Below are 15,504 nucleotides of genomic sequence, written 5' to 3'. Positions count from 1 at the left end.
GCTGGACCTCACCCGGTTTGCAGGCCGGCGTCGGCATAGGCAGAGTTGGAGGGGTCGCCTTTCCCCGGCTTCATCAGCCGGGCTTTATCAGATTGAGGATGAAGCCATCGATGCCACGCAGAACCGCGAAGCCTGCCGGTGGCAACTGGCCCGATGGATCAGCCCTGAGGCACAACCAGGACTTTGACCTCGCCTGGCGCCGGCGGGTTGGCAATGATCGCCACCGCCTCGTCGAGGCTGACTTGTCGCGATATCAGCCGGTCTACCTCGATCGCCCCCGAGGCGATAAGATCGGCGGCCCGGCGATGGGTAAAGGGATTGAGGAAGGAGCCCAGGACCTTCAACTCGCGGAACAGCAGGTCGAACGGTTCGAACGCCGCTTTCATGCCTTGCGGCATCACGCCGACGACGACAATTGTGCCGCCCGCTTTGGCCAGCCGCATCGACTGCTCGACGGTGTCTTTCACGCCGGCGCATTCGAACACCACGTCGACGCCGCCCGGCATCAAACCCGACCGGCCGACGATCGCGTCGATGACGTCGGAAGCACCGGGATCGACCGTCGCCGTTGCGCCCAGTTGCTCGGCAAGAGCCCGCCGCGAGGCCTGACGCGTCGACAAGATGATGGTCGTCGCACCGGCGAGCTTTGCCAGCTGAACGGTGAGCAGGCCGATCACGCCGCCGCCGAGCACCGCGACCGACGAGCCCGGTTTGATCGCGGCAAGGTCCACGCCATGCAGGCAGCAGCCGAGCGGCTCGCAGAACGCGCCATGCGTCGGCGCCAGATTGCCTGGCAAAACGAAGGCCTGTTTCTGCGGCAGGACAAGATATTCGGCAAAGCCACCATCGCGATGGATGCCGATGGCGCGCAAATTGCCGCAGAGATTGACCCGGCCGGCCTGGCAATGCGCGCACCGGCCGCAGGCGATGTTAGGATCGCCGGTGACGCGGTCGCCGACGGAAAAGCCGGATACGGCAGGTCCGATCGCCTCGACGATGCCGGAGAATTCATGCCCGAGCGTCACCGGCGGCGTGCACGGGAATTCACCATGGAAAAGATGCCTGTCGGTGCCGCAGACGCCGCACGCCTCAATCCGCACCAGCAGCTCGCCCGGCCCGGCGGTCGGTTTCTCGACCTCGCACACGGCGAGGCCCCCCACTCGCTCCAGTCGCACCGCCTTCATGGCTGCCGGGCCTTCTTCAATTGAAACTCGGTGGCTGCGACAGATCGATTGCCGGGGCCGCCGGTTTCGCGGGCGGTTTTTCGTCGAAGCTCGGCGGCTGCGACAAATCCGGTGTGGAAGGTGAGGCCGGGGCAGTGCCGCCGTTGGCCGGCGGCGTGCCAAGCGGCGACAAGCCGATGCCAGGCGTTTCCGGCACCTGGTAGTTGATGGTGCCCGGATCGACGACGGTGCCTTTATAGTGCATCACCATCTGCGGGAAGGCGATGGTCAGGCCGATCATGATCACCTGGATGCAGACGAACGGCACCGCGCCCCAATAGATCTGCCCTGTGGTGACCGGCGCGATCTGCTTGCCGCTGAGCCGGTCGAGATAGGGCACGCGCGCGGCGACCGAGCGCAGATAAAACAGCGCGAAGCCGAAGGGTGGATGCATGAAGGAGGTCTGCATGTTGACGCCTAAAAGCACGCCGAACCAGATCAGGTCGATGCCGAGCTTGTCAGCCGCTGGCGCCAAAAGCGGCACGATGATGAAGGCAAGCTCGAAAAAGTCGAGGAAGAAGGCGAGCACGAAGACGAGGATGTTGACGCCAATCAGGAAACCGACTTCGCCGCCCGGCAGCGACGTCAATAGGTGCTCGACCCAGATGTGGCCATTGACGCCGTAGAAGGTCAGCGAGAACACCCGCGCGCCGATCAGGATGAACAGAACGAAGGACGACAGCCTGGTCGTCGAGGCCAGCGCCTGCTTGACCACGTCGAGCGACAGCCGCCCCTTCATCGCCGCCATTGCCAGCGCGCCGACGGCGCCCATGGCGCCGCCTTCCGTCGGCGTGGCGATGCCAAGGAAGATGGTGCCCAGCACCAGGAAGATCAGCGCCAGCGGCGGGATCAGCACGATGATCACCTGCTGCGCAAGCCTGGACATCAGGTTGATCTTCAGGCGCTGGTCGATGATCGCCACGACATAGATGAAGATGACGCCAATACTGGCGCCGAGGATATCGGCGTTGCCGCCATGGTTCGGCGCAAGGTAGCGATACGCCGCATAGGAAACCACCACCGCCGCCAGCAGCGCCGCCAGCAGCGACAGCACACCGTGGCCGAGCGTGCGGGCCTCCAGCGGCAGGGCCGGCATCGACTTCGGCCGGAAGATCGACATGAGCAGGATGTAGAGCATGTAGATGCCGGTCAAAATGAGCCCGGGGATCAGCGCTCCCTTGTACATATCGCCGACCGAGCGGCCGAGCTGGTCGGCCAGGACGATCAGCACCAGTGACGGCGGGATGATCTGGGCGAGCGTCCCGGACGCGGCAATGACGCCGGATGCCAGCCGGCGGTCGTAGCCGTAGCGCAGCATGATCGGCAGCGAAATCAGACCCATGGCGATGACGGAAGCTGCCACCACGCCGGTCGTCGCGGCGAGCAGCGCGCCGACGAAAATCACGGCATAGGCCAGGCCACCACGGACCGGTCCGAACAACTGGCCGATCGTGTCGAGCAGGTCTTCAGCCATGCCGGATCGTTCGAGCACGATGCCCATGAAGGTGAAGAACGGGATCGCCAGCAGCGTATCGTTCGACATCACCCGGCTGCCATAGAAATTATCCGGCAACGCGTGCAGCAACGGCCAAGCAAGGTTGATCGAGCCGCCCGAATAGGGCGACAGCAGTACGCCGATGAAGAAGAACATCAGGCCGTTGGCGGCAAGCGAGAAGGCGACGGGATAGCCGATCAGCAGGAAGACGATCAGCGAGGCGAACATGATCGGCGCCATGTTCTGGGCGATGAACTCGATCACGAGCGCACCTCTTCGACGAGCGCCTTTGCTTCGAGTTCAGCCTGTTCATGCACCGATATGAACGGAGTGGGATCGTCCATATGACCGCGCATAATGGCGATTTTCTTGATGATTTCGGAAATGCCCTGCAGCGCGAGCAGGAAAAAGCCGACCAGCAGGATCGCCTTAGCCGGCCAGATGATCAGCCCGCCGGAATTGTTCGACATCTCGCCGCTGCGATACGATAGCGACACATAAGGAACGAAATAGACCACCATCAACGTCACGAACGGCATCAGGAAGAAGACGTGACCGAAAAGGTCAATCCAGTGCTGCACGCGGCGCGAGAACATGCCGTAGACGATATCGATGCGGATATGGTCGTTCTGCTTCAGCGTGTAGGCCGCGGCCAGCATGAAGGCGGCGCCGAACAGATACCATTGCAATTCCAGCCAGGCGTTCGAGGACATGTCGAACATCTTGCGGATGACAGCGTTGGCGGCGCTTACCAGGATTGCCAGCAGGATCAGCCACGAAACCCATTTGCCGATGAATTCGTTCAAACGGTCAATGGTTCTGGAAAGAGCGAGAAGCCCTGCCATGCATTCCTCCCTTGTGTCAGAGCACGCCGGTTCCCTGTCCGTCGCGTCGCTGTGGACCAACGGTATGCAGTGCGTGGTTCGGCGGGTCAACATGGGACAGCCCGCATAAACACAGTTGTGAGGTGACGTTCGGCAAAATGCTGCCGCGTCCTTTGCATGTCCAAGGACATGCGGCTCTTCATCCAACCAAAGTCGGATGCGGCTCAGGCGATCTTCTGTTGGTCGCGGCCGGCGCCGATCAGCACAAGCATGGCGACGAGGAACAGGTACATCCAGCCGTCCCGCCATTCGAGCGGAAAATAGCCGGCCCATAGCGATTCGGCCATGCCGAAGGCGGCTGCGCCCAGTGCCGCCCGCAGCGGCGAGAGATAGCCGCCCACTGCGGTCACGAACAGGATCTTCAACCCGTAGACCAACCCTGTGCCGAAGCTGATGTTTCCGTAGTAGAAGGCGGCGAGCACGCCAGCCAGTGCCGCGCAAAGGCCGCCGAAAAGCACCGCACGCCGAAACACCACGCGGACATCGACACCGCACATCGCAGCGGCCTTTGGATCGTCGGATACGGCACGCCAGCTTCGGCCGAAGCTGGAATGTGTGAACCCCCACGCAGCCAGCGCAATAGCCGCCAGCACGGCGGCGCAATCGAGCAATTGGATCAGCGTCAACGTCGCCTTGAAGCTGGCATTCTGCGCGAAGACGATGGTCTGGGCCAGCATTGGCGGCAACCATAGGTCATGGGTATCGGCGGCGATGCGGCTGGCTTCCGACAAGACCAGCAATATGCCGAGCGTCGTCACCACGATGGCGTTAGGCGAGCGGTCGGCCAGCGGTTCGAAGATGCTTCGCGACAGGACATGGCTGAGCAGCGCCGCATAAAGGAATGCCGCCGCTACGCCGAGCGCGACCGATGCAAACAGCGTCAGCCACAGGGCCTGATAGCCGAACGCCGCGGTGAGGATCATCGTATGCCCGCAAAAGGCGAACAGCGCGCCATAGGCAAGATTGGTGCGGTGCAGGATGCCGTTGGTCAGCACGTAGCCGAAGGCAAGCAATGCATAGAGCGCGCCCGAATGCAGCCCGTTCAGAACCTGCTGGAAGAAATAGAGCATGCAAGACCCTCGATGCATGCCCCGCAATCGGGGCAGAGGTTTGGGACGAACGACATTCTCAATACGGCGATCGCCTCAGTGAGGAGCGTTGCACCCGGAATCTAACTTGTCAAACGCGATTTATCGGTTAGATTTCGCCGTATGACAGTATCCTGGACTCCGCACCGCTTCACCGGTGGCATGCTTGCGCTCGACACGGCGAACACCGTCGTTTTGCGGAACGATCCGGAGAAAACCTTCGACCGTTTCGACGATCCGGCCGAGATCGCCCGCTTTGCAGAAGCGGCGAGCGGCTTTCGCGCCGCCGAGCTCGGCGGCAGGCGGCTCGTTGCGCCGGCGCCTGAAAAAATCGCACCGGTGGTGCTGTCGATTCGCGAGACGACCGATCGGCTGTTTCGCGGCGCAGTGTCGAAAGATGCGATCGCGACCGGCGATATGCCAAAATTCCTGGAAGCCTGCGCCGATGGCCTCGCCCATAGCCGCACCGAAATCGGCACGCCTGGAAAACCGTTCGGTGATCCGGCGACGCCGATTGCCTTCGAGGCGGCGCTCGCGGTCTCGGCGCTGTCGCTGCTGCGCGGCGACACAATCGCCAGGCTGCGGATATGTCCCAACTGCAGCTGGCTGTTTGTCGATAAAAGCCGCAATTCCAGCCGCCTCTGGTGCGACATGGCGGTGTGCGGCAACCGACAGAAGGCAAACCGATACTATCGCCGCCGGACCGCGGCCAGGGAGGTCACCAATGTCTAAAAGATTCTCGCGCGCGATGATTGTCGTCGCGGCGTTGTTCGCGGCGGCCGCGCTCGGCGCCTGCCGTGATTCCGGCAAGGACCAGCTGTTCGCCATTTCCGGGAAGCTGTTCGAGTTCAATTACCGGCTGGGTATCGCCACCTATGTCATCACCCTCAATCCGCTGCGGCCGGTGGGTGAGGGGCAGGTCGCTGTGGTCTCCTTCCAGAACCCGGCCGGTGGTGATCCGATCATCGTCACCCAGAAAATATGGCCGAAGCTGCCGCATGTGACGCTCACCAGTCCGCCACTCACTTGTGTCGTCAAGGACAAGCCCTATGCGGTGTCGATCCGCATCGAGGATTCCAGCGGCAAGTTGCTGCAGAGTTTCGAGACCACTCTGACGTCCTCGCTCGACCAGTCGGTCTTGCCCGACCGGCCTCTGGTGGTCGGGCCAGTCTACGAGCTCAACAAGGACTTGGCCGGCCATGTCGACGGCAAGCTGCCCGGCGAACCGAAGCCCAGTTGCCCAAAGGCTGCATGATGCGACACCAGCGGCACCGACCGCCGCCGGAATTTTCGTGCTCGGCCATCCTGCCCGACAGGCGTTTCGTGGCGCCACACGGCCGCGCACGGATCGTTTGTTGCGGACCGCCTGGCACCTTCGATTTTGTTTGACCTCCCCGGCAAGGGAAGAAAGACTGTGGGCACTCGACTCCGACGTTGGCCGCGCACCTCCAGGCGCGGCCTCCGCACAGGAAATGCCTGATGACGCTGCACAATGTCGCGCTCGACGACAAGTTCGACCTGGCAAAGGAGCGCATCTTCCTGTCGGGTGCCCAGGCAGTCATCCGCATGCTTCTGATGCAGCGCGAGCGCGACCGCCGGGCTGGCCTGAACACCGCCGGTTTCGTCTCCGGTTATCGCGGCTCGCCGCTCGGCGGCCTCGACATGCAGCTGTGGAAGGCCAGGAACCAGCTCGCTCAGTCGGACATCGTCTTCCAGCCCGGTCTCAACGAGGAGCTCGCCGCCACCGCCTGCTGGGGCTCGCAGCAGGCCGAATTGCTGGGCGAGGGCACCCATGACGGCGTTTTTTCGGTCTGGTACGGCAAGGGTCCGGGCGTCGACCGCTCCGGCGACGTGTTCCGCCACGCCAATCTCGCCGGTTCGTCGAAACATGGCGGCGTGTTAGCCCTGATGGGTGACGACCACATGGCCGAATCCTCAACCAACGCGCATGCCACCGAGTTTCTGTTCGTCGACACCATGGTGCCGATCCTCAATCCGGCCGGCGTCCAGGAGATAATCGACTACGGCCTCTACGGCTTTGCCATGTCCCGCTTTGCCGGCACCTGGGCGGCGATCAAATGCGTCAAGGACAACATCGAATCGACGGCCTCGGTCGATGCCGCGCTCGACCGGCTAGATATCGTCATCCCGGACTTCGACATGCCGCCCGGCGGCCTCAACATCCGTAATGAGATCGACATGCTCGGTCAGGAAGAGCGGTTGCATGAATACAAGCGCGCCGCGGCTTCGGGCTTCATCCACGCCAATGGGCTGAACCGGATCGTCTATTCGGGCGGCAGCAGCCCGAAGCTTGGCATCGTCACCATCGGCAAAAGTTATCTCGACGTTCGCCAGGCACTGGAAGACATCGGCATCGATGAAGCGGCCGCCAATCGTATCGGTATCAGGCTGTTCAAGGTCGGCTGTCCGTGGCCGCTCGACCTGCAGCACATCGCCGACTTTGCTCGCGGCCTCGACACCATCGTCGTCGTCGAGGAGAAACGCTCGCTGATCGAGGTGCAACTGCGCGAGAACCTTTACGGCACCGCGACGCAGCCGGTCATCGTCGGCAAGAAGGACGAGCGCGGCGACTGGCTGTTCCCGGCCAAAGGCGCGCTCGACCCCAACGATATTGCCATCGCGCTCGGCGAGAGGATTTTGCGAACGATCGGCCCGTCGGAAGAAATCGCTGCGCGGGTGGCGAAGTTGCGCCAGTTCCAGGCGATGCTGGCCGACACGTCAGACATCGCCTCGCGCACGCCCTTCTTCTGCTCCGGCTGCCCGCATAATTCCTCGACCAAGGTGCCGGACGGCTCGCTCGCAGCCGCCGGAATCGGCTGTCATTTCATGGCGCTGTGGATGGACCGCAATACGGTCGGCTTCACCGCCATGGGCGGCGAGGGCGCGCAGTGGGTCGGCCAGGCGCCGTTCTCGAAGCGCGAGCACATCTTCCAGAATCTGGGCGATGGCACCTACAACCACTCGGGTGTGCTGGCGATCCGTTTCGCGCTGTCGACCGACGCCAACATCACCTACAAGATCCTCTACAATGACGCCGTCGCGATGACCGGCGGTCAGCCGCACGAGGGCGGCCTGACGGTGGACATGATCGCCAGGCAGGTGCGCGCCGAGGGCGTCGAGCGCATCGCCATCGTCACCGACGAGCCGGACAAATATACCGGCAAGGTGGAATTTCCGGCCGGCGCCACCATCCACCACCGCGACGATCTCGATCTCGTCCAGCGCGAGTTGCGTTCGGTCAAAGGCGTCTCGGTGCTGCTCTACGACCAGACCTGCGCCGCCGAGAAGCGTCGCCGCCGCAAGCGCGGCACCTTCCCTGATCCCGACAAGCGCATCTTCATCAACGAACTGGTCTGCGAAGGCTGCGGCGATTGCGGCGTGCAGTCGAATTGCGTCTCGATCCAGCCGGTCGAGACCGAATTCGGCCGCAAGCGCAAGATCGACCAGTCGAGCTGCAACAAGGACTTCTCTTGCGTCAATGGTTTCTGCCCGTCCTTCGTCACCGTCCACGGCGCCAAAATCAGGAAAGCTGAAGGCATAGCCGGCGCGGCCGACCCGCTCGCGGGGGTGCCGGCGCCGGCGCAATTTACGCTCGGTGAACAAGGCTGGGCGGCGATCATAGACGGTGTCGGCGGCACCGGCGTCGTCACCATAGGTGCAGTGCTCGGCATGGCCGCGCACCTGGAAGGCAAGGGCTGCGGCATGATCGACATGGCCGGCCTCGCCCAGAAGGGCGGCTCCGTGTTCACCCATGTCCGCATCGCCCGCACGCCGGACGACATCCACGCCATTCGCGTATCGGCCGGCAAGGCCGACCTCGTGCTTGGCTGCGATCTCGTCGTTTCGGGTGCCAAGAAGGTGCTGGCCGCGGTGCGCGAAGGCCATACCATCTTCCTCGCCAACACCGCCGAGATCATGCCGGGCGAGTTCGCCCGTTCGGCCGATTTCACGCTGCCCGTCGAGCGGCTGAAGAAAGCGATAAGAACTGCCGCGGGCGACGACAGGGCGCATTTCTTCGACGCCACCCGCACCGCCACCGCGCTGTTCGGCAGCTCGCTTGGCGCCAACATGTTCATGCTCGGCTTCGCCTTCCAGCACGGCGGCTTGCCGCTGTCGGCGGAGGCGGTCGAGAAGGCGATCGAGCTCAACGGCGAGGCGGTGGCGATGAATGTCGCGGCATTTCGCTGGGGCCGCCGCGCCGCCCACCAGCCGGATTTCGTCCGCAGCCTTCTCGCCCAGCCGGGCAAGGCCACGCAGCATGCCGCCATTGCCGAGACGCTGGACAATATGATTGCTCGCCGCGTCGCCTTCCTGACCGCCTATCAGAACGCCGCCTATGGCAAGCGCTATGCCGACAGACTGGCGGCGCTGCGCAAGGCCGAAACCAATGCTGTGCCTGGGTCGACCGTGGTGACCGAGGCTGCCGCAAAGAACCTGTTCAAGCTGATGGCGATCAAGGACGAATACGAGGTGGCGCGGCTTTATACGGACAGCTCCTTTGCCGCAGAGCTCGCAAAGCATTTCCAGAGCTACGACAAGCTCGAATTCCATCTCGCACCGCCGATCATGGGCAGGCGCGGCAGTGACGGCAGCCCGAGGAAATCGAGCTTTGGCCCGTGGATGATGAACGGGTTCCGCCTGCTGGCGGCGATGAAGGGCCTGCGCGGCACCGCTTTCGACCTGTTCGGCTACAGCGCCGAGAGGCGTATGGAGCGGCAGCTTCTTGCCCTCTATGAAGCCGACCTGGAGCTTGTCGCCGGCGCGCTGGCGCCGGGCAAGATCGAGGCCGCTGCCGCGCTTGTTTCGGTACCGGCGCTCATCCGCGGCTTTGGCCACGTCAAGCGGGCCAGTGCCGAAAAAGCCGCCGGCGAACGCCAGCGTCTGCTCGACCGCCTTTCGACGGCGCCGCTGCGGCCGCAGCTTCAAGCCGCCGAATGATTCCGCACCGTGATACGCCTTGTTTACCTGAACTGTAGTTTCCCTGTTTCCGCAGCGTCACCAATGGATGCCGGCAGGGCTCGAAACGCCGCTCTAAACCTTTCTTAAGGCCAATGTGACACTGCTGGGTTCCCCAGGGTTGGGATCCAGGCGTGAATCTGAGACGAAAAAACGAGATTCCGGTCGACGTTTACATTCCGTTCGTGGAAACTCTGTTTCGCGACGGGTTCACGCTGTCGATCGGCCTTGTTGCGCAGACACTCCTCGTCATTCTGGTCTATTGGAAGACCATGGACTTGGCGTATCTTCTAGTTGCCGCTGGGCTCATCATTGTCGGTACTCTGCGCCTTCGCAACATCCGGAAATACGGGCGACTTCCTTCCCCCACGACATGGGAGGAAGCGCACAATCGTGAAAACGATTACATAATTTTTGGTTCGATGCATGGTTTCATGCTTGGCGCATTCTGTTTCGTCAGTATCTATCTGGCAAATGACAGCCACGACAACTATGCCGAAATAGCCTCTGTCTGCGTCACGTTGGCATCGGTCACGTCGATTGCCGGCCGCAATTATGGTTCGCCGCGCATGGTTATGATTTTTATCATAACCACCACATGGCCCATATCGCTTGGCTTTATCCTGCGCGGCGATATCTACCACATCATCCTCGGTCTGATGTCGGCCCCCTTTCTGTTTGCGATCAAGCGGTTCGCCGACATCGTCCGCGAGGTCCTGTTTACCGCCTTGTCGGAGGAAAAGAAGGCGAACCGCATCGCGCAGCGTTTCAACCGCGCGCTCAACACCATGTCACATGGCCTTGTCATGCTTGGTCCCGACGGCCGGGTGGCGGTGGCCAATGCCGAAGCCGCGCACCTGATGTCGCTCAAATCGCCCGATGCGCTGCTAGGCCGCTCCATCCACGGTCTGCTGATGCGCGGCGCTGCAGGCGGCATGTTGGCGCCGAAGGATTGCCGTTACATCGAAGCCCAGCTGACGCGTGCGTTGCGCGAGGGCCGCGACCGCAAGGTCCTGGTCTCGCTCGCCAACGGCCAGCACTATGAATTTTCTGCCCGGGAAGGCAGCCAGGAACTGGGCGTCGTCACTTTCGAAGATGTGACCGCCCGGGTCGAGGCGGAAGACAAGATCCGCTTCATGGCGCGCTACGACAGTCTCACCGGCCTGCCCAACCGCGCCTACTTCCACGAGTTGGTGGTGGAAGCCATGGCCTCAGGGGATCCCGACCGTCTCTGCGGGCTGGTGGTGCTCGATCTCGATGATTTCAAGAGCGTCAACGACACGCTCGGCCATCCGGTCGGCGACGGATTGATCTACGCCGTTGCCGAGCGGCTGGCGGCAGTCGCTGGGCCAGGCATCACCGTCAGCCGCTTCGGCGGCGACGAGTTCATGATCTTCTTCGAGCGTGTCGAGGATGAAAGCCACCTGAACGGCCAGGTTGATGAGATCTTTGTCAATCTACAGGGCGAGGTCGATGTCGCCGGCCACGGATTACGCATCCAGGCCAGCGGCGGCGCGGTGCTGTCGCGGGTCAAGGATACCGACGTTGACGCCATGATCGTCAAGGCCGACCTTGCACTCTACAAGGCCAAGGAGCTTGGCAAGAACGGTTGGCGGCTGTTCGAGGCCTCCATGGATGCTGCCTTTCGCAGCCGTCAGCTGATGAAGGCGGATTTGCGCAGCGCCGTGGAAAACAAGGAATTACGGGTGGTCTATCAGCCGATCGTGGCGATGAGCACGATGCGTATCGCCAGTTGCGAGGCGCTGTGCCGCTGGGATCATCCCGATCTCGGGCCGATCTCTCCCGGTATCTTCATTCCTCTGGCGGAGGAAATGGGCATCATTTCCGACATCAGCACTTTCGTCCTGCATGCGGCGTGCACCGAATGCGCCAAATGGCCATCCCAGACCAGCGTATCGGTCAATCTCTCGGCCAAGGATTTTCGTAACCGCGACGTTATCCAGAAGGTTCGCGAGGCGCTTGCCGGTTCCGGTCTGCCGGCCGGCCGCCTCGAGATCGAAGTCACCGAGACGGCGCTGCTCGACGACAAGTCGCTGACACGCCAATATATCGAGGAATTGAAGCGGCTCGGCGTGCGTATTGCACTAGACGATTTCGGTACCGGCTATTCGAGCCTGAGCTATCTCCACAAACTGCCGCTCGACAAGATCAAGATCGATCGCTCGTTCCTGATCGACGTCACCCAGAACAGCCGGTCGCTCGAATTGCTCAAGGGCATCGTCAACCTATCGCGACCGCTGGGACTTTCGGTTACCGTCGAAGGTGTCGAGACCTTCGAACAGCTCAAGATCCTAGCATTGCAGGTCAAGCCGGACCTGGTCCAGGGCTTTCTGTTCGGGTCGGCACTCAGCGCGTCCGGCATCGAGACGATGTCGAGCACCGTCTGGCCCTTCGCCAAGGACATCCAGACCGCAAGGAAGGCGCCGCGGCGCTGACTTGCGCTGAAAAACCGCGTATTTTAGTATAATTTTATTAATTGTTAACCTTAACGAGCGGTAAACGACCTCCTACTTATTTTCATCTTTACATCTCATGACCCGTCCGTAGTGTCGGCTGGTGGCGGTAATCGCGGGGAATAGAGTTCATGTGTGCCCAGTTGAGTTCGCTCGGCCATGCGGCGGGCGCTGGTGGGAAAGATGCGTCCGAGACCATGTCCAGCTTCGCGCAACATGTTTATGCGCTGCTTGACCGGACGGAGTACCGACGCTGTGAAAGCGGCGAGGACTTCGAAAGCATTTACAGGCTGCGCTACAATTCCTATCGGATGAACGATCTGGTGCCCGAGAATGCGTCCCGTCAGGTCCATGACGAGTTTGACGAACTGCCCAATTGCCATACGTTCGGAATCTACATCGATGGGCGGCTGGTCAGCACAATGCGCCTGCATAACGTGTCTGCTGATAACGCGACATCACCAGCGCTCAGCGTCTACAAGGACTTGTTGATGCCGCGTCTGGCGGCCGGCGAAGTCTTTATCGACCCGAGCCGTTTTGCCGTGGACGCCGAATGGTCACGGCTTTACCCGCAGATCCCTTATGTGACGCTGCGCCTTGCCGGCATGGCTTGCTTCCATTTCGGCGCCCCTTATTGCATATCCATGATCCGCGAGGACCATGCGGCTTTCTACAAGCGCATCTATCGGGCGCGACCGATCGGCGATGCGCGGCCCTATGCCGGCGTGATCAACTGTTTCGCGCTGCTTTATCAAGCCGATGTCCTGGCGATCAAGAACGAAACCTACGCCCGCTTTCCGTTCTTCCGCTCGACGCCGATGGAGCAGCGCATGTTGTTCGATACGCCCGGTGCCGGCGAACTCGCCCCGCTGACCATCCTGCCCACCGCCAAGTATTTTCGCGAAGCCGCCTGAACGAGCTCATGGAGCCTTCCGGTCGCTTCGGCGTTCTGGGCAAGGGTGCTGGTGGTAGGTTGGCATGGCCGACATCCGCCACGCATCGCTTCGACTGCGATCCGATCAAAGGAACCGATATGACCATTTCCACGCTCGCCCTTACCCCGCTTATCTCGCTGATTGCAGGCGTGCTGATCCTGGTGATGCCGCGGCTGCTCAATTATATCGTCGCCCTTTATCTGATCGTTGTCGGCCTGCTCGGGCTGTTCCCGCATCTCGCCGGCTAACGACATCGGCAATGGCGGACCTGCCATCCATTGGGATTGGTATCGCCGCGCTCCGCGCAGCGATTTCAAGTTTTGCTTGAGATTGTTGGCTGCGGCGATGCGGCATTAGCGCCATTGCCCTTAACGCGGCTTTTCGCTATGTGCCTGAAAGATGTCTTCGAAGGGGTATTCCTATGGCTGAACACACGCCGACCGGTCCTGTCGAACTGGGCGCGAAGATGGACTATGCCGAGCATGATCGGACCTATGCAGGCTTCCTCAGGCTCGCGAAATACGGATCGCTCTTTTGCCTCGCTGTGCTTCTGGCAATGGCTTTCGGCTTTTTTGCGGGAGGCTTCTTCTCAGGAACTATACTGTTCGTTCTGATCCTGGCCGTCGGCGCCTTTATTCTCCGATAACTCCTCCAACCTTTGTCGAAGGCACCGCCCGGGGTCGGTCGGCGTCTTGCGGTAGCGGGTTCCGGCCGAAAGGATCATGCGGTGGGACAGACGGTTTTCATCCCTCGTGAGCTCGACGCGAACGAGCCGCGTGTCGCGGCCTCGCCCGACACGGTGAAGCGGCTGGCGGCACTGGGTTTCGACGTGATTGTCGAAACCGGCGCCGGCACGGCGTCGCGCATTCCCGACGAGGAGTTCGCCAGGGTCGGTGCCACGATCGGCAAGGCCGGCGATGCAGCCAGGGCTGATGTGGTGCTGAAGGTGCGCCGCCCCACGGACGCCGAGCTGAAGGGCTACAAGTCCGGCGCCGCTGTCATCGCGATCATGGATCCCTACGGCAACGATGCTGCCGTCGCAGCCCTTGCCAGGGCCGGTGTTACTGCCTTCTCCATGGAGTTCATGCCGCGCATCACCCGCGCCCAGTCGATGGACGTTCTATCCAGCCAGGCCAACCTCGCCGGCTATCAGGCGGTGATCGATGCGGCTGCCGAATATGACCGGGCGTTGCCGATGATGATGACGGCGGCGGGCACCGTACCGGCTGCGAAGGCGTTCGTCATGGGCGTCGGGGTCGCCGGTCTGCAGGCCATCGCCACCGCGCGCCGCCTCGGCGCCGTGGTCACCGCCACCGACGTACGTCCCGCCGCGAAGGAGCAGGTCGCCTCGCTCGGCGCAAAATTCCTGGCCGTCGAGGACGAGGAGTTCAAGGCGGCCGAGACGGCCGGCGGCTACGCCAAGGAAATGTCGAAGGAGTACCAGGCCAAGCAGGCGGCGTTGACCGCCGAGCACATCGCCAAGCAGGATATCGTCATCACCACGGCGCTGATCCCCGGCCGTCCGGCGCCGAAGCTGGTTTCGGCGGCGATGGTCGCCTCGATGAAGCCGGGCTCGGTGATCGTCGACCTTGCGGTCGAGCGCGGCGGCAATGTCGAGGGCGCCGAAGCCGGCAAGGTGGTGACCACGGCCAACGGGGTAAAGATCGTCGGCCATCTCAACGTTCCCGGTCGCGTCGCCGCCTCCGCTTCGCTTCTCTATGCCCGGAACCTCTATGCCTTCCTCGAGACGCTGGTCGACAAGGCGGCGAAGACGCTTGCCATCAACCACGACGACGAACTGGTCAAGGCGACGATGCTGACCGATGGCCGCAAGGTCGTGCATCCCGCCTTCGTCAGGGCTGAGCAGGAGCCGCCAAAGGGCCAACATGTCGAACCGCCGGCCATTCCGGCCAAGACGATGGTTGCCGAGGCTTCGGCGAAGCCGGCTGCGAAGAGGCCGGCCGCTTCGAGGAAGCCCAAGACCACCGGAGGGATCGCGTGATGGATCAGACCCTGCAGAAAGCCCTCGACCAGCTCGACCAGGCCACAGCTGCCGTGCGGCTCGCCGTGCAGAACCTTGCCGTCGCTCCCGGCACTGAGGCGGCCGGCGACGCCGCGCACGCGCTGTCTGGTGGCGCCATCGATCCCTTCGTCTTCCGCTTCGCCATCTTCGTGCTGGCGATCTTCGTCGGCTACTACGTCGTCTGGTCGGTGACGCCGGCGCTGCACACGCCGCTGATGGCGGTCACCAACGCCATTTCCTCCGTCATCGTCGTCGGCGCGTTGCTGGCCGTCGGCATCTCGGCCTCAGGGCTTGCCACCGGTTTCGGCTTTGTTGCGCTGATGCTGGTATCGGTCAACATCTTCGGCGGCTTCCTCGTCACCCAGCGCATGCTGGCTATGTACAAGAAGAAGGAAAAGTAGGCCG

At 62.3% G+C, this 15,504-nt stretch carries 13 protein-coding genes; 9 read left to right on the top strand and 4 right to left on the bottom strand.

All coding sequences use genetic code 11. The features are described 5' to 3' along the window. Positions 1 to 158: 158 nt before the first annotated feature. The 4 genes from NKH70_RS00120 to NKH70_RS00105 all read right to left on the bottom strand — a co-directional run bounded on the left by NKH70_RS00120 (position 159) and on the right by NKH70_RS00105 (position 4,672). A complete protein-coding gene (locus NKH70_RS00120; RefSeq protein ID WP_352915207.1) occupies positions 159 to 1,184 on the bottom strand; it encodes a zinc-dependent alcohol dehydrogenase family protein in 1,026 nt (341 codons plus the stop codon). 16 nt (positions 1,185 to 1,200) lie between these two features. Next, positions 1,201 to 2,979 carry a TRAP transporter large permease gene (locus tag NKH70_RS00115; RefSeq protein WP_352915253.1) on the bottom strand — a complete coding sequence of 593 codons (1,779 nt, stop codon included), beginning with the start codon at positions 2,977 to 2,979 and terminating at the stop codon, positions 1,201 to 1,203. Further along, complete coding sequence (locus NKH70_RS00110) at positions 2,979 to 3,563, bottom strand: TRAP transporter small permease subunit (protein WP_352717329.1); 585 nt, start codon at positions 3,561 to 3,563, stop codon at positions 2,979 to 2,981. Before NKH70_RS00110 ends, NKH70_RS00115 begins: the two co-directional genes overlap by 1 nt. A gap of 203 nt (positions 3,564 to 3,766) precedes the next feature. Next, positions 3,767 to 4,672, bottom strand: a complete 906-nt coding sequence (locus NKH70_RS00105) for a branched-chain amino acid ABC transporter permease (protein WP_352717331.1) — start codon at positions 4,670 to 4,672, stop codon at positions 3,767 to 3,769. Between the two features lie 141 nt (positions 4,673 to 4,813). On the opposite strand from NKH70_RS00105, the gene NKH70_RS00100 reads away from it, so the two are divergent. The 9 genes from NKH70_RS00100 (at position 4,814) to NKH70_RS00060 (ending at position 15,500) form a co-directional block, all read left to right on the top strand. Next, entirely contained in the window at positions 4,814 to 5,422 is a 609-nt protein-coding gene (locus tag NKH70_RS00100; protein WP_353015908.1) for a CGNR zinc finger domain-containing protein, read from the top strand. Beyond that, positions 5,415 to 5,945 (top strand): hypothetical protein, encoded by a 531-nt coding sequence (locus tag NKH70_RS00095; protein WP_352717333.1) that lies wholly within the window; start codon positions 5,415 to 5,417, stop codon positions 5,943 to 5,945. Before NKH70_RS00100 ends, NKH70_RS00095 begins: the two co-directional genes overlap by 8 nt. Before the next feature lie 224 nt (positions 5,946 to 6,169). Continuing rightward, positions 6,170 to 9,649, top strand: coding sequence for an indolepyruvate ferredoxin oxidoreductase family protein (locus NKH70_RS00090; protein WP_352915214.1), 3,480 nt, complete (start codon positions 6,170 to 6,172; stop codon positions 9,647 to 9,649). 152 nt (positions 9,650 to 9,801) lie between these two features. Beyond that, positions 9,802 to 12,123, top strand: a complete 2,322-nt coding sequence (locus NKH70_RS00085; RefSeq protein WP_352915216.1) for a putative bifunctional diguanylate cyclase/phosphodiesterase — start codon at positions 9,802 to 9,804, stop codon at positions 12,121 to 12,123. A 161-nt stretch (positions 12,124 to 12,284) separates the two neighbouring features. Further along, positions 12,285 to 13,055 (top strand): N-acyl amino acid synthase FeeM domain-containing protein, encoded by a 771-nt coding sequence (locus NKH70_RS00080; protein WP_502908300.1) that lies wholly within the window; start codon positions 12,285 to 12,287, stop codon positions 13,053 to 13,055. Between the two features lie 119 nt (positions 13,056 to 13,174). Continuing rightward, positions 13,175 to 13,324, top strand: coding sequence for a DUF3096 domain-containing protein (locus NKH70_RS00075; RefSeq protein ID WP_013528205.1), 150 nt, complete (start codon positions 13,175 to 13,177; stop codon positions 13,322 to 13,324). Between the two features lie 173 nt (positions 13,325 to 13,497). Further along, positions 13,498 to 13,722 (top strand): aa3-type cytochrome c oxidase subunit IV, encoded by a 225-nt coding sequence (locus NKH70_RS00070; RefSeq protein ID WP_292658309.1) that lies wholly within the window; start codon positions 13,498 to 13,500, stop codon positions 13,720 to 13,722. Between the two features lie 81 nt (positions 13,723 to 13,803). Beyond that, positions 13,804 to 15,078: a Re/Si-specific NAD(P)(+) transhydrogenase subunit alpha gene (locus NKH70_RS00065; RefSeq protein WP_352717338.1), complete on the top strand. Its 1,275-nt coding sequence runs from the start codon at positions 13,804 to 13,806 to the stop codon at positions 15,076 to 15,078. Then, entirely contained in the window at positions 15,078 to 15,500 is a 423-nt protein-coding gene (locus tag NKH70_RS00060; RefSeq protein WP_502908312.1) for an NAD(P) transhydrogenase subunit alpha part 2, read from the top strand. The genes NKH70_RS00065 and NKH70_RS00060 overlap by 1 nt, the downstream gene beginning before the upstream one ends. Positions 15,501 to 15,504: the final 4 nt, after the last annotated feature.

It is taken from the genome of Mesorhizobium sp. M0991 (genome assembly GCF_040318915.1).
In the GTDB taxonomy this organism is placed as follows: domain Bacteria; phylum Pseudomonadota; class Alphaproteobacteria; order Rhizobiales; family Rhizobiaceae; genus Mesorhizobium.
The sequence above is the reverse complement of the archived record's forward strand: the minus strand, read 5'-3'. Positions and strand labels throughout refer to the sequence as shown.

Coding starts and splice junctions, on each gene's coding strand:
- NKH70_RS00120 (WP_352915207.1), bottom strand. CDS start 1,184: ATGAAGGCGGTGCGACTGGAGCGAGTGGGGGGCCTCGCCGTGTGCGAG.
- NKH70_RS00110 (WP_352717329.1), bottom strand. CDS start 3,563: ATGGCAGGGCTTCTCGCTCTTTCCAGAACCATTGACCGTTTGAACGAA.
- NKH70_RS00105 (WP_352717331.1), bottom strand. CDS start 4,672: ATGCTCTATTTCTTCCAGCAGGTTCTGAACGGGCTGCATTCGGGCGCG.
- NKH70_RS00100 (WP_353015908.1), top strand. CDS start 4,814: ATGACAGTATCCTGGACTCCGCACCGCTTCACCGGTGGCATGCTTGCG.
- NKH70_RS00095 (WP_352717333.1), top strand. CDS start 5,415: ATGTCTAAAAGATTCTCGCGCGCGATGATTGTCGTCGCGGCGTTGTTC.
- NKH70_RS00090 (WP_352915214.1), top strand. CDS start 6,170: ATGACGCTGCACAATGTCGCGCTCGACGACAAGTTCGACCTGGCAAAG.
- NKH70_RS00075 (WP_013528205.1), top strand. CDS start 13,175: ATGACCATTTCCACGCTCGCCCTTACCCCGCTTATCTCGCTGATTGCA.
- NKH70_RS00070 (WP_292658309.1), top strand. CDS start 13,498: ATGGCTGAACACACGCCGACCGGTCCTGTCGAACTGGGCGCGAAGATG.
- NKH70_RS00060 (WP_502908312.1), top strand. CDS start 15,078: ATGGATCAGACCCTGCAGAAAGCCCTCGACCAGCTCGACCAGGCCACA.